Here is a 14,119-nt window from a genome sequence, read left to right as displayed (position 1 = left end):
TTGTAAATTTCAAATTGTTGGTTGGAGGACAGCTACTTCGGGTTCTGGAGATTTGCTTTTGCCGTCACAACAGATTTCCCAATGATGTTGCACAGTTGGATGCACTCATCGAGAAGCGGTTTGATGCGGTCATCGGAAAGCATCTCCGACTTCAAAATCAGCTTGACCCAAGTTCGCGATTCACGAAGCTCCTTCAACGCGATCCCCAGCTTGTGAACGAAGTCCTTCTTGCTTTCAGCAGCACACGCTTCGGCATAGTTGGGTGCGGGCGAAGTACCACTTCGCACCAGTTGGCCGGCAATGTGCCGCCCCAGGCGGGTCTCCGGCAACGCTTCGACCAATTTCCCGACGCGTGTCGCAAAATCCAGTAGCCGATCTTCTAAATCTTCACCACGCTGATCCATTGGGTCGCTCGCCGGCAGGAGACCAAACAAATTCACAATTTCAAATTGTCAATTTGACTTTTTCAATGACCGCAATCGGCAAGCAAAGCCATCTTCAATTTGCGTGTTGCCTCTCGCGTCTCATGGGAAGACTCCCCCGGAGCCATTGCGACGAACTCGCCCCGGATGGGGCCGTCATCAGTAGCTCAGGGTGGAAGCCCCGAGAACCGGTTTCGGAGACATGGTTCCCAGGGAACTCGACTGGCTTAGAATCTAGGCTCGCGACCGCGAAATGGGGTCGTTTTTCGTCAGCCCTTCTCGTCATCCGTCTGATTTGAATGACTTCCGATCTCACTGCCGCCACCGATTCTCCCGCCGAACCGCCGGATCGTTCGAAGTACCGTCTGTTGGTGGTCGACAATGAAGCTGCCCACGCGCGAGCGATGACGGAGAGTCTGGAGAAGGTCGGCTACGTTTGCGAAGTCGCAACCAGCGGCCCCGATGCGGCCGCCCTGATCCAGCGAGAAACGTTCGACATCATCATCACGGACATGGTGATGAACGACGTTGACGGAATGAAAATCCTCGCCCTGGCAAAGGAACGGCTGCCCGAATGCGAAGTCGTGATGGTGACCGGGCACGCGACGGTTCCGATTGCTGTCGAAGCGATGCAGCAAGGCGCGTTCAATTTCCTTGAGAAACCGATCACTCCCAGTCGCCTCCGGGCAATCGTCGAGAAGGCAGCCGAGAACGTCGAACTGCGACGAACAAACACCGAGTTGATGCAGCGACTCGATGAACGATTCGGTTTCGAAGGCATCATCTACACCAGCAAAAAAATGCAGACGGTCATCGATCGTTTGCGACGCATCGCGGCCACGGATGCTACCGTGCTGATCACCGGTGAATCCGGAACCGGCAAAGAAATGGTGGCACAAGCCATCCACCAAAACAGCCCTCGTAAAAACAAACGCATCGTCGCGCTCAACACACGGGCGGTGTCCGAGAATTTGGTCGAGAGCGAACTGTTCGGCCACGTCAAAGGATCCTTCACCGACGCTGTCTCAGACCGAGAAGGTGCGTTTGAATATGCCAACGGCGGCACGCTGTTTTTGGACGAAGTCGGCGACATGCCGATGAGCACCCAGATCAAGCTGCTGCGAGTGCTGGAAGAAAGCCAAATCACTCGCGTCGGTGGAAACAAGTCGATCAAGGTCAACGTTCGTTTGATCTCGGCCACCAACCGGCCACTCGAAGAAATGATCGACGCGGGAACATTCCGGAACGACCTTTACTTTCGACTCAAGGTGGTGACGATCGAGTTGCCGCCATTGCGGGAACGCCGTGACGATGTGATCGCGTTGATGGACCATTTTCGCAAAATGTTCTTGCGGCGGCATGGCAAATCGTCTGCCCATTTCACTCCCGCGGTGACCAAGAAATTCTTTGCCTACGATTGGCCCGGCAACATCCGCCAGCTTCGAAACTTTGTCGAAACGATGGTGGTGCTGGACACCGACGGGTCGCTCGACGAAGACGATTTGCCGCCGGAGTTGATCGACGACGCACCTCAAGAGGGCGAAGAGTCGCAAGGCCCCGCTTTGATCGAAGGCAACATGAATTTCGTCGGCAGGCCGCTGGCTGAAATTGAACGCTGGGCAATCGAAGAGACGCTGAAACTAACCGGTAACAATCGCGAAGAAGCAGCGAAAATCCTTCAAATCGGCGCTCGAACGCTCTATCGCCGACTCGACCAATACAAAAAAGATGAAGACGAAGCGGAAGCCAAATCGTAGACCATCGTCTCGACAATTCACCGCTTCTCGACCAGCAACTTCCCGTCCTTTCAATCGCTACCGGATCCAAGAATGCAACCTTTGCCTTTCCCTTCGTTGACCCTGACCGCCGAAGCCAAACTCGACCTCGCCAAAGCAGGCGTGCTGGTCCTCGGCGTCGAACCGGCCGGCGATTCAGCGGAATCATCCGACGGCAAAGCAACCGCGAAATGCGTTGCCATCTCGGCGTTGCCTGAATCGCTCGCCAAGACCGTTCAAAACGCGTGCGACTCCGGCGAAGTGAATGGCAAACCGGGTGAGCTGACCAGCTTCGCAACCGGCGACGCTCAAACACCATGGATCGTGCTCGCTGGTCTGGGCGCAAGCGACAAACGAACTCGCGGTGCCGCAATTGAACTGGGGGCCGCCGTGATTCGCAGCTTGGCCAGCAAACCTCGCCAGCAAATCACGTTCGCATTGGGCGATGGTATCACCGCCGACAATCACGATGCCGTCGTTGCCGGTGCGGTCTCCGGGTGCGAAGGCCAACACCTGTATCAACGCGAACCATCCGTCTCGGTTCCCAACGCGATCGCGTTTGTTGGTTACTCAGCCGAAGCCGTTTCGCGAGGCGAAAAGCTCGGCCAATCGATCAATCACACACGGCGTCTGGTCAACGAGCCACCGTCGATCATGAACCCAACCGGCTTCGCTCAATACGCTGAAAAGATTGCCAGCGATTGCGGACTGAAGTGCGAAGTCTGGGATGAGAAAAAACTGGAAGCTGAAAATTGCCGAGCCATCCTGGCGGTCGGTCGAGCATCCACCAGCCCACCGCGTTTGGTGATGCTGCGTCACGACGGCGGTGGCGATGAAGCCCCGCTCGTGATCGTCGGCAAAGGCGTCACATTTGATTCCGGTGGATTGTCACTCAAACCCAGCGACGGGATGGTCGACATGAAGTGCGACATGGCGGGTGCCGCGACCGTCGTTGGCGTGATGAACGCACTTGCGAAACTGAAGGTGCCACGCAACGTCATCGGACTGTGTGGGCTCGCTGAAAACATGGTCAGCGGCGACAGCTACAAACTCGGCGACGTAATCGAAACCCGCAGCGGCAAAACGATCGAGATCCTCAACACCGACGCCGAAGGCCGCGTGGTTTTGGCCGACACCCTGGACGTTGCTGTGCAACAAAAACCCCAAGCCATCGTCGACCTGGCCACGCTCACCGGTGCTTGCATGGTGGCCCTGGGAATCGATGTCGCCGGATTGATGACCAACGACCAAACCCTTTGCGACGCGGTTCAAAACGCAGCGGAATCCGAGTGCGAACCCGTTTGGCAATTGCCGATGTTCTCGCTGTACGACGACAAAGTCAAAAGCAAGGTGGCCGACATCAAGAACGTCGGCGAAGGTCGCTGGGGCGGCGCCATCACCGCCGCGAAATTCCTGGAGAACTTTGTCGCCGACGTGCCTTGGGTTCACATCGACATCGCTGGCCCAGCCTTCGTTGACTCGCCCAAGCCTCATCGTGACGCAGGTGCCACCGGCGTGATGGTACGAAGCCTCGTCCGCTGGATCGAAAACGCATCGTAAGCAGCCACGTCAATTCGTAGCCGCATTCGCCAAGAATTCGGTTCACGACACCCGTAGGCCATGTCCCACATGGCACCCACGCCGATGCTTTGGAACAAAGCGAGGCGTCATCGAAATGCCCTCGCGAGGCCAGCGTTCACCGGCCAAGAACCATCGCCAGGTGGAAACTGGCCTACAGCAGCTTCGAATTGCATAACGCGAATTTTCGCGAGACCGAAAGACTTAGCGGTGCGGCGCAAGCCGCCCGGTGAGAAACCGGAGGGCTCGCGCCCTTCCGCTACTTCCATTCACGCATTCCGCTGCCCTATCAAGCAATCAGCGGCTCAATCACCTTGCCGCCAAACTGGCTGAGCTGTTTGAAGCGGCCGGCGTGATAGTACGTCAGCTTGTTGTCATCGAGCCCCAACAACCGCAGCAACGTGACATGGAAGTCGCGAACGGGCCGCACCTCTTCGACCGCCGTCATCCCAGTCTCATCGGTCGCGCCGATCGTGTGCCCCGCGTTGACGCCTCCGCCGGCCATCCAAATCGTCATCGCGTTGGCGTTGTGATCGCGTCCGTACGCAGTCCCGCCACGAACGCCGTTGTCGGGAGAGCGTCCGAATTCACCGCACCACACGACCAAGGTGCTCTCGAGCAATCCGCGTTGTTTCAAGTCTTGGATCAAGGCTGCGATGGGTTGGTCGACACCTCGCACCAAATTCCCGTGCGCCCGTTCGATGTAATCATGGCTGTCCCAGGTTCCGTTGTACAACTGAACAAAACGCACTCCCTTCTCAACCATCTTGCGAGCCAACAAACACTTGCGTCCAAAAGCATCGGTGGCATCGTTCCCGATCCCATACATAGCGAACGTTTCCTTCGTCTCGCCGGAAAGGTCCATCGCTTCGGGAACTTCCGTCTGCATCCGAAACGCCAACTCGTAACTTTCCAGACGCGCAGACAATTCATCATGCTCGGGATGCTTGGCAGCATGTCGCTGATTCATCCGCGAAAGCAGATCCAGATTCAATCGCTGCCTCGTTCGGCTGACTCCGACCGGTGGCTGCAAATCCAAAATGGGTGACCCTTTGGCTCGCAGCGGCGTGCCTTGATAAAACGCCGGCAGATAACCATTGCTCCAATTCGCCGCTCCACCTTGTGGGTACGAAACCTCTGGCAAGACGATGAACCCAGGCAGACTCTGGTTCTCGGAACCCAGCCCATAAGTCACCCAAGCCCCGATGCCGGGATCGCCGCCGAAACGATTGCCGCAATTCATTTGATACATCGCGGTGGGATGATTGACACTGTCGACTTGGCATCCACGGTAGAAACAAAGCTCGTCCGCGACCTTTGGCAGATGCGTCCAGTTGTCCGCCATCGGCGCACCGCTCTCGCCGTGCCTCGAAAAAGAAAAGGGGCTTTGAACGAAGTAACGTTTGCCGCTTTCCATCGCGGATTTCTGTTGCCCTTGGCGAACAAACTCCTGCAAGTGCAACTGGTTGAGTTTGGGCTTGGGATCGAACGTGTCGATGTGCGACGGACCACCTTCCATCATCAAGAAAATACAGTTCTTCGCCTTGGCCGGAACATGCCCGGGCTTGGGCTGCATCGGTGCGGCTTGGCTGGCCTGATCGCGTGTGGCGTCCGCGGAGGCTTCGTCCGCCAACATCGATGCCAGCGCAATCCCGCCCAGCGACGTTCCCATCCGAAACAAACTTTCGCGTCGTGGCATCACAAACATCACATCCACCTCATCAAGGACGAACCACGCCGAATAACATCAATACACATAGACAAACTCGTTGCAATTCAGCAGCACCAAACAAACGTCCGCCAACGCCCACGTGTGGCGATCCACATCGGCCGGTTGCAAATCGGGTCGAAAGTCCACGTTGGCGTGCAAGCGTTCAACAAACTCAAACTTCTCGCCCGTGTTCTCTTCCACCGCCTTGCGAACCACTTCCAAAGGCGGCCGGGAACGTTCGGGTGGCGACGCCGGAAGAATTTCTTGCACGCGAGACCAGTGTGCCAGCATCTCATTCATTTCTTCGCGCGAAGGTGATCGAGACAACACCAGTTCAAAACACCGGGTGATCGCGTCCTCGTCCGATTCCGTTTCGCGACGCGCCCGATCCGCGAGCGCCAAAGCACGAGAGTGCGTGCTTTGCCCATTGAAGAGGCTGAAGACTTGGGGCGTGACCGTGGAGGCGGAACGTCGCTCACAGGAGAAATCGGGCGACGGCACATTGAACACTTCCAGGAACGGATCAATCAATCCGCGAAGTTTCAACACATAGATGGATCGCCGATGCCGGTCCTGGGGTTTGGGATTGGGAACCCAAGCGGCGGCAAACGTCCCCATGACTTGCCGAGGCTGCAACGCAACTTCCTGATTGATTTCGGGACGACATGGGATCCCGCCCAACACCGGGTTCAGTTCTCCGGTCACGGCCAACATCGAATCCCGCAATTCTTCGGCACTCAACCGTCGCGGCTTGAACCCTTGATAGGGCTGAGTCGATACGTTGGAACTGGAACGACAATACACGTCTGAGTTCATGATCCGGCGATGCATCGCTTTGATCGACCAGTTCTCTTCCACCAGCGTGGCCGCCAACCAATCCAGCAGCTCTGGATGCGTCGGCGGTTTTCCCGTTGCGCCAAAGTTGTTGGCGTTGCCCGCGATGGCGTCTCCGAAATGCCATTGCCACAAACGATTGACGATCACGCGAGACGTCAAAGGGTTTTCGGGTGCCGCCACCCAATTCGCAAACGCGGCCCGGCGTCCTTCAATGGCAACCGGAATGTCCGCCGAGACTTGATTCTCAATCACGCTCAGCACGCCTGGCGAAACCGCCTCGCCGGCTGAAAAGGGATCACCGCCAGTCAAGATCACGCTGGATTCCAGCTCTCCCTTCGTCCACCGATCCTTTGGCATTCGAATCGGACTCATGACCGAAGTTCGCGAAACGGTTCGTCCGCTGTAGACAGCCAAAGCATACGGCTGGTAGCGTTCTTGTTCCCAACGCAAACGTTGCAGTCCCTTTCGTGCGACGCGTTCCTTCCCAAATTGCTCCGGCGTGAACCCGACCAACTTGGGCGGGTAGTCGCTCTCAGGAACTCCCGCCGCTCGCATCGCATTGCGAGCGGATGTGAACAGCGATTTCACTTTCCCCTTGGATCGCAAACGTTTCAGTTCCTCGTTCCAAGCAGCCGGGTCCTTGCCGTTTTCCTGAAACCAAAGTTGCGAGTTATCCAAGAGCACCTGTTCGATTTCCTCAAGCGTTCGCTCGTGAATATGTTTTGAACGATCGAGATAACGTTTCTCATCAAAGCCAGCCCGGTTCTCGTCGTCTAAGAAATCAGCCTTTCGTTCGGCGAGCTGTGTCGTCGCGAAGACAGCTTGGACGGAGTAGTAATCCCGCGTCGGGATCGGATCAAACTTGTGATCGTGACAGCGAGCACACTGCAAGGAATGCCCCAAAAACGTTTCACCGACGCTGTTGGTCACATCGTCGAGGAATCGTTGACGAGCCACCTTGGCGACCTCCATCGAAGTCAACTCCCAAGGTCCCATCCGCAAAAAACCGGTGGCGATCAAACACTCGGGATCGTTGGGATCAATCTCGTCGCCCGCGATCTGTTCTCGAATGAATTGGTCGTACGGCTTGTCTTCATTGAAGGAGCGGATGACGTAGTCGCGATACCGCCACGCGTTCCCGCGTTCGAAATCATTCGCGAATCCGGAGGAGTCGGCGTAGCGAACGACATCCAACCAATCCTGAGCCATCCGCTCGCCGTAGTGAGGTGACTGCAGCAATCGTTCGAGCAACTTTTCAAATGCGACACGGTCGTCGGCCGGATCTTGGAGGAAACGTTCCACCTCCGAAGGCGTCGGCGGCAATCCGGTCAAGTCGTAAGTCGCTCGGCGAATCAGGGTTCGACGATCGGCACGCGGTGCCAGATCGGTCCCGTCAGCCAAGCCGTCTTCGATCAAGACATCGATCGGATTTCGATCCGTCTTCAACGCAGGCTTCTGCACCGGTTGATAGGCCCACAATCCGGTCGGGTCATATTTCCGGTTCGTCCAATGTTCATCAAGCCCACCGGACGTTGCGACAGCGATGCCATCTTCGGCGGACCATTCGCTTTCATAGGCCGCTTGGATCTCGGCCACGCGATCCTCGTCCGGCCAAACCGCACCGGAGGCAATCCAGTCTCGCAGCCATTCCAGTTGCTGCTCTGAAAGTTGCTCAGCTTCCTTGGGTGGCATCTCCGACCAATCATCGCTGGTTCGGGTCGATGCGAGATACAAAGGGCTGTGTTCCGGCTCACCAGGAACAACCGCGGCTTCCCCGCTGTCGCCGCCAGTGTTCAAGCCAGCGAACGAACGCAAATCCAACGAGCCTTCGATCAATTCCGGGTCCTGCCCATGACACCCCAAACACTTTTCGCGAAGCAGCGGTGCCACCCGGCGAACGAACAACGCTTCGGATTCAGACACACGCGACGATTCTGCGATGTCATCGGCAAACATGTGGCCACCCAACAAGATCGCCAGCAACAACAGCGTCAGCGGTTTTCCGAGGGTCGTCAGAATACGAACTCGCATGCGATGTTGGGCCACGGGTGAATGAATCCTTCGCGTCCTGCCAGACGCATCGGGTTTGAGTTTGGGAGGTCAACCGAACTCAACCAGGGTAACCCATGCTGACACCTGATGCTCTATGGAGCCCTGTTCAACCGACGAAAACGCCACTGAAAAACTGGCCCCATTCGACGCTTCGTAAGTTCTGTCCCACACACACGATCGGTCAAACGAGCAAACCACTTTCGCGATTCCAGCGTCACTTTGGCATCACGTTCAAACGACAAGTCCGCCTCGGGGAATACGATGGTTGACCTCGATTGCAATTGTCCCCACACCATTCCGATCATCAGCCACTCCATGCACCATCGAATTTGGATCCTCCTCGCCGCCTGCCTGACGACTTGCGTTTCTGCATCGGCTCAAAACCGCGAAAGAGTGAAAGAATCTCGCCCCAACGTGATCTTGGTTGTGACCGATGACCAGGGTTACGGCGACATGTCATGCCACGGCAACCCTTGGCTCAACACACCCAACCTGGATCGACTCGCGACGCAAAGCGTGCGACTGGAAAACTTTCATGTCGATCCGGTTTGCACACCCTCTCGAGCCGCATTGATGACGGGCCGCTACTGCACGCGAGTGGGTGCGTGGGCGGTCACCGAAGGCCGCCAGTTGCTCGATCCCGACGAAACAACCATGGCCGAAATTTTTCGCGACTCGGGCTATCGGACCGGCATGTTTGGCAAGTGGCATCTGGGTGACCCGCCGCCGTTTGCACCTCGCGAACGAGGTTTTGAAACTGTGGTTCGTCACATGGCGGGCGGCGCAGACGAGATCGGAAACCCGACCGGCAATGATTACTTCGACGACACGTATTACCGAAATGGAACGCCAGAATCGTTCGACGGATATTGCATCGACATCTGGTTCGAGGAAGTGATGGACTTCATCCAGGAGGAATTCGAACAACCGTTCTTCGTTTACCTTCCCACCAATGCGATGCACAGTCCCTACCTGGTTGCCGATCGTTATTCCGATCCATTCGAGCAGCAAGGGATCGAACCCAAGCGTTCCGCGTTCTATGGGATGATTCAAAACTTTGACGAGAACCTTGGCCGACTGCTGAAGAAGCTCGACCAAGACAACCTGCGCGACAACACGTTGCTGGTTTTCATGAGCGACAATGGCACGGCGCAAGGAGCCAGCGAACAAAATCGGAAGGACGGATTCAACGCGGGCATGCGAGGCAAGAAGGGTTCGGTCTACGAAGGCGGGCACCGCGTTCCCTGCTTTGCAAGCTGGCCTGCGAAGTGGGACGGCAATCGCCGAGTCCACCAATTGACTTGCCATCGTGACTGGTTGCCAACCCTGATCGATCTTTGTGATCTGAAGCGACCAGCCGACGTCTCCTTCGACGGGCGTTCGATGGCGGGACTGCTCGGTGGTTCTTCCCAGCAGTGGCCTGAACGAACCCTGATCATAGAACGCCAATCGGACAACGTCGTTTCGGCAACGAAGACGCAGGGCAGGGCACAGCCACCGTTCGCCGTGCTGACAAATCGATGGCGATTGGTTCGCGACGAACTGTACGACATTCGAAACGATCCCGGGCAATTCAAGAACGTCGCCGCCGAGCATCCTGAGGTGGTGCGTGAACTGCGAGCTGCGTACGACGCCTACTTTGAGGACGTTCACGGAAGCCGCAAGGACGTGGTTCGGTTCATCGTCGGAAAGGACACCACGCCCACACTGATCACGGTCCGAGACTGGCACCCGACCGAAGGGAGAGTGATCTGGAAACCGTCTCAATTGCCGGACAACGATCTGCTGATCAACGGTTTCTGGGAAATTGAAGTCGCGGAAGCGGGGCGATACAGCATTGAGCTACGCCGGTTTCCCGATGACGCGTTGGCTCCCATTCAAGCCGACCAGGCTCGCCTTCGCGTGGGTACGATCGAGCAAACACAAACGCTGAAGCCGGAAGAATCATCCGTCACCTTCGAGATCGATCTTCCCGCTGGTCCACATCGATTGCAAACCTGGTTGCGTGACGCGGCCAGCCAGAAAATTCGCGGGGCATACTTTGTGGAATTCACACGCATCAAGCCGAGCGATTTGTCTTCGCGTCGATGAAGGCAAGAGCGCGGAGTGGACGTCTGTTTTCGCCGGGCTTGGAAGCCCAGCGTACTGTTCTCGCTCGCGCCGGGCTTGGAAGCCCAGCGTACTTTGTCCGTACAACGGGCTTCCAAGCCCGTTGAATCAACTACCGACCAACTAAACTCTATCCTCCGCTGCCCCGGTTCCCTCCCCACATCCTCACGTACCCCATGCATCTGGCACCCTCCTTCTCATTTCATTCCATCCACACCCAACGCAGCAGCCGCCTGTGGATGCTCGCAACGCTCATCGCGTGCATTTCCAATCACGCGGCGCCGGCAAACGCGGAAACGCAACCCAAGCCTTCCAAACCCAATGTGCTCTTCATTGCTGTCGACGACTTGGCATCGACGCTGGGGTGCTACGGCGATGTGGTTGCCAAGACACCCAACATCGACCGATTGGCGGCGACGGGAACCTGTTTCCGCCGAGCGTACAACCAACTGCCGCTTTGCAATCCCACGCGAGCGTCGGTGATGACCGGACTGCGTCCCGATCAAATCAAAGTCTACGACCTCGACCGACATTTTCGCGATGAAGTTCCGAACGTCGTCACGTTGTCGCAAGCATTCCAACAAGCCGGTTACTTTGCCGCTCGAGTCGGCAAGATCTATCACTACAACGTGCCGGCCTCGATCGGAACGGACGGCTTTGATGACCCGCCATCGTGGAACCAAACGGTCAATCCCAAGGGACGGGACAAAGACGAAGAACACCTCATCTTCAATGCTGAACCGCACCGGAAGATCAGCGGAGCGCTGAGTTGGTTGGCGGCCGATGGCGAAGACGAAGAACAGACCGATGGCATGATCGCAACGGAGGCGATCCGGATAATGCGAGAGAAGAAGGACGAGCCATTTTTCTTGGGTGTCGGTTTCTTTCGACCACACACTCCCTATGTCGCGCCGAAGAAATACTTCGACATGTACCCGTTGGAGTCATTGCGATTGCCCTTCGCTCCCGCCGGTGATCGCGATGACATTCCTACGGCGGCGTTCGCTCACAATTGTCCGGTTCCCAACTATGGGCTCGATGAACCAACGCTATTAAAGGCGACTCAGGCTTACTACGCGTGCGTGTCGTTTGTCGACGCTCAAGTCGGACGCTTGCTCGATGCACTGGATGAACAGGGACTGGCCGACAACACGATCGTGGTGTTCTGGAGCGATCACGGTTACCACCTTGGGGAACACAACGGAGTCTGGCAGAAGCGAACGCTGTTCGAAGAAGGAGCCCAATCGCCGCTGATCATTCGCGATCCATCGCAAACGGGACACGGGTCCTGCAATCGGATTGTCGAGTTCGTGGACATCTACCCGACGCTCACCGATTTGGCTGGGATTGAGTCACCGAGCGGGCTGGCCGGTCGCAGCTTGAAACCATTGCTGAACGATCCGGTCGCCCAGTGGAACGGCACGGCGATCACGCAAGTCTTGCGTCCGGCGGATGATCGGTTGCCCGAGCAAGTGATGGGATGCAGCATTCGAACGCATCGCTACCGATACACCGAATGGGCTGAAGGCCGGCACGGGGTCGAGCTTTACGACCACCAAAGCGATCCGAACGAATTCGAGAACCTGGCCGAGAATCCGGATGAGCGAGCTCTTGCTGCCATCCGGCGATTGCGTCCTTTACTGCGAGAGAAAGCGTCGGGTGAGATCCCGACGGTTCCGGTCAATCCGGCTCGGTTGTAGAGAGCATCGAGGCAGATATCGCCGGGCTTGGAAGCCCAGCGTACGTTTTGCTGGTCGCCGGGCTTGGAAGTCCAGCGTACTCTCGCTCGCATAATGGGCTTCCAAGCCCGTTGCACTCAACAACTACCGATTCACTCGTCGGTGACGCAGCCTTCGCTGGCGCTCTTCACGCACTTGATGTACTTGTAGAGCGTTCCGCGAGTGGCTTTCAGTGGCGGTGCGGTCCACTTGGATCGACGAGCTTCCAATTCCGCCGCGTCGACTTCCAAATCCAACGAGTTCGTTTCGGCGTCAATCGTGATCGTGTCGCCATCTTCGATCAGTGCAATCGGACCACCGACTTGGGCTTCGGGGGTGATGTGGCCAACGATGAAGCCGTGGCTGCCGCCGCTGAAACGGCCGTCCGTCAGCATCGCAACGTCGCTTCCCAAACCAGCACCCATGATGGCACTGGTCGGAGTCAACATCTCGGGCATGCCGGGTCCACCCTTGGGTCCTTCGTAACGGATCACGACGACGTCGCCCTTTTGAATTTGCTTTTGCTCCAAGGCTGCAAGCATCAATTCTTCGTTGTCATAAACACGAGCCGGTCCGCTGAACTGCAGGCCTTCTTTCCCGGTGATTTTCGCGACAGCGCCTTCGGTTGCGAGCGAGCCCTTCAGGATTCGAATGTGACCTGATTTCTTGATTGGCTCTTCGACCGTCGACACGATTTTTTGGCCGGTCTTCAAACCAGGCAAATCGGCCAAGTTCTCGGCCAGAGTCTTGCCAGTGACGGTCATGTGCTCGCCTTTGATCATGCCCTTTTCGAGCAAGTACTTCATCACGGCGGGCGTGCCACCAACGCTGTGAAGGTCTTCTTGCACGAACTTGCCGCTGGGTTTCAAGTCGGCCAAGAACGGTGTGCGATCGCTAACCGATTGGAAGTCTTCGATCGTCAGTGGCACATCGACACTGCGAGCCATCGCGATCAAGTGAAGCACCGCGTTGGTGCTGCCACCGAGAGCCATCAACGTCACCATCGCGTCTTCGAATGCGCCGCGAGTCATGATGTCGCGAGGCTTGATGTCTTTCTTCAGCAGTTCCAGGATGGCTTGGCCGGCTCGTTTGCATTCCTCTTTCTTTTCAGGATGCTCAGCAGGGATGCTGGCGGAGTAGGGCAGGGCCATGCCCAAGGCTTCGATCGCGGTGGCCATGGTGTTGGCCGTGTACATGCCGCCGCAGGCTCCCGCACCGGGACAACTTCGACGAACGATTTCACTGCGTTCTTCTTCGCTGATTTGTCCGGCGATGTATTGGCCGTAACACTGGAACGCGCTGACAATGTCCAGCTTCTCGTCGCGGTAGCTGCCGGGCTTGATGGTTCCGCCGTAGACCATGATGGCGGGACGATTCAGGCGTCCCATCGCCATCAAACAACCAGGCATGTTCTTGTCGCAGCCGGGCAGGGTGATCAACGCGTCGTACCACTGAGCCCCCATGATCGTTTCGATCGAGTCGGCAATCAGATCGCGACTCTGCAACGAGAAACTCATCCCGTCGGTGCCCATCGAGATACCGTCCGAGACACCGATGGTGTTGAAACGCATGCCGACCATGCCGGCGTCGGTGACACCCGCTTTGACGTCCGCGGCAAGATCCAACAAGTGCATGTTGCAGCTGTTGCCCTCGTACCACATGCTGCCGATGCCGACTTGAGGCTTGTTCATGTCCTCGGAGGACATGCCGGTGGCGTAGAGCATTGCCTGCGACGCACCCTGGCTTTTCGGCTGGGTGATCTTGCTGCTGTACTTGTTCAGTGCATTGGAATCGGATTCAGGCTGAGACGCGGTCATGAGATCGTTTTGGCAGGGGAAAGCGGCCGGAGATGGGTGGCAACACCTTGAAAGGGTCAAAGAGTATGATCGGTGACATGAAAACTACAAAGACGGGGCA

At 57.0% G+C, this 14,119-nt stretch carries 8 protein-coding genes; 4 read left to right on the top strand and 4 right to left on the bottom strand.

Features of this window, described 5'->3' with window-relative positions:
• Positions 1-32 precede the first annotated feature (32 nt).
• On the bottom strand, positions 33-404 hold the full coding sequence (locus RE6C_RS11860) for a four helix bundle protein (protein ID WP_008656853.1): 372 nt from the start codon (positions 402-404) through the stop codon (positions 33-35).
• 317 nt (positions 405-721) lie between these two features.
• On the opposite strand from RE6C_RS11860, the gene RE6C_RS11855 reads away from it, so the two are divergent.
• Together RE6C_RS11855 and RE6C_RS11850 are read left to right on the top strand one after the other, a co-directional pair.
• Complete coding sequence (locus tag RE6C_RS11855) at positions 722-2,179, top strand: sigma-54-dependent transcriptional regulator (protein WP_008656852.1); 1,458 nt, start codon at positions 722-724, stop codon at positions 2,177-2,179.
• Between the two features lie 72 nt (positions 2,180-2,251).
• Positions 2,252-3,757: a leucyl aminopeptidase gene (locus RE6C_RS11850; protein ID WP_008656851.1), complete on the top strand. Its 1,506-nt coding sequence runs from the start codon at positions 2,252-2,254 to the stop codon at positions 3,755-3,757.
• Between the two features lie 307 nt (positions 3,758-4,064).
• On the opposite strand, the gene RE6C_RS11845 is transcribed toward RE6C_RS11850, so the two are convergent.
• Positions 4,065-5,492: a DUF1501 domain-containing protein gene (locus tag RE6C_RS11845; RefSeq protein WP_008656850.1), complete on the bottom strand. Its 1,428-nt coding sequence runs from the start codon at positions 5,490-5,492 to the stop codon at positions 4,065-4,067.
• Between the two features lie 30 nt (positions 5,493-5,522).
• Complete coding sequence (locus RE6C_RS11840; RefSeq protein WP_008656849.1) at positions 5,523-8,369, bottom strand: PSD1 and planctomycete cytochrome C domain-containing protein; 2,847 nt, start codon at positions 8,367-8,369, stop codon at positions 5,523-5,525.
• Between the two features lie 267 nt (positions 8,370-8,636).
• Between RE6C_RS11840 and RE6C_RS11830 the strand changes: the two genes are divergently transcribed.
• Both RE6C_RS11830 and RE6C_RS11825 read left to right on the top strand, forming a co-directional pair.
• On the top strand, positions 8,637-10,466 hold the full coding sequence (locus RE6C_RS11830; RefSeq protein WP_008656847.1) for an arylsulfatase: 1,830 nt from the start codon (positions 8,637-8,639) through the stop codon (positions 10,464-10,466).
• Between the two features lie 257 nt (positions 10,467-10,723).
• Entirely contained in the window at positions 10,724-12,184 is a 1,461-nt protein-coding gene (locus RE6C_RS11825; RefSeq protein WP_008656846.1) for a sulfatase, read from the top strand.
• Positions 12,185-12,315: 131 nt separating this feature from the next.
• On the opposite strand, the gene ilvD is transcribed toward RE6C_RS11825, so the two are convergent.
• Entirely contained in the window at positions 12,316-14,019 is a 1,704-nt protein-coding gene (ilvD, locus tag RE6C_RS11820; RefSeq protein ID WP_008656845.1) for a dihydroxy-acid dehydratase, read from the bottom strand.
• Positions 14,020-14,119 lie beyond the last annotated feature (100 nt).

The sequence above is a fragment of the Rhodopirellula europaea 6C genome, assembly GCF_000338295.1.
Taxonomy (GTDB): domain Bacteria; phylum Planctomycetota; class Planctomycetia; order Pirellulales; family Pirellulaceae; genus Rhodopirellula; species Rhodopirellula europaea.
The sequence above is the reverse complement of the archived record's forward strand: the minus strand, read 5'-3'. Positions and strand labels throughout refer to the sequence as shown.

Bases quoted from the DNA above. Each gene is read 5' to 3' on its own strand.
- RE6C_RS11830 (WP_008656847.1), top strand. From the start codon at position 8,637: ATGGTTGACCTCGATTGCAATTGTCCCCACACCATTCCGATCATCAGC.
- ilvD (WP_008656845.1), bottom strand. From the start codon at position 14,019: ATGACCGCGTCTCAGCCTGAATCCGATTCCAATGCACTGAACAAGTAC.
- RE6C_RS11860 (WP_008656853.1), bottom strand. From the start codon at position 404: ATGGATCAGCGTGGTGAAGATTTAGAAGATCGGCTACTGGATTTTGCG.
- RE6C_RS11825 (WP_008656846.1), top strand. From the start codon at position 10,724: ATGCTCGCAACGCTCATCGCGTGCATTTCCAATCACGCGGCGCCGGCA.
- RE6C_RS11850 (WP_008656851.1), top strand. From the start codon at position 2,252: ATGCAACCTTTGCCTTTCCCTTCGTTGACCCTGACCGCCGAAGCCAAA.
- RE6C_RS11855 (WP_008656852.1), top strand. From the start codon at position 722: ATGACTTCCGATCTCACTGCCGCCACCGATTCTCCCGCCGAACCGCCG.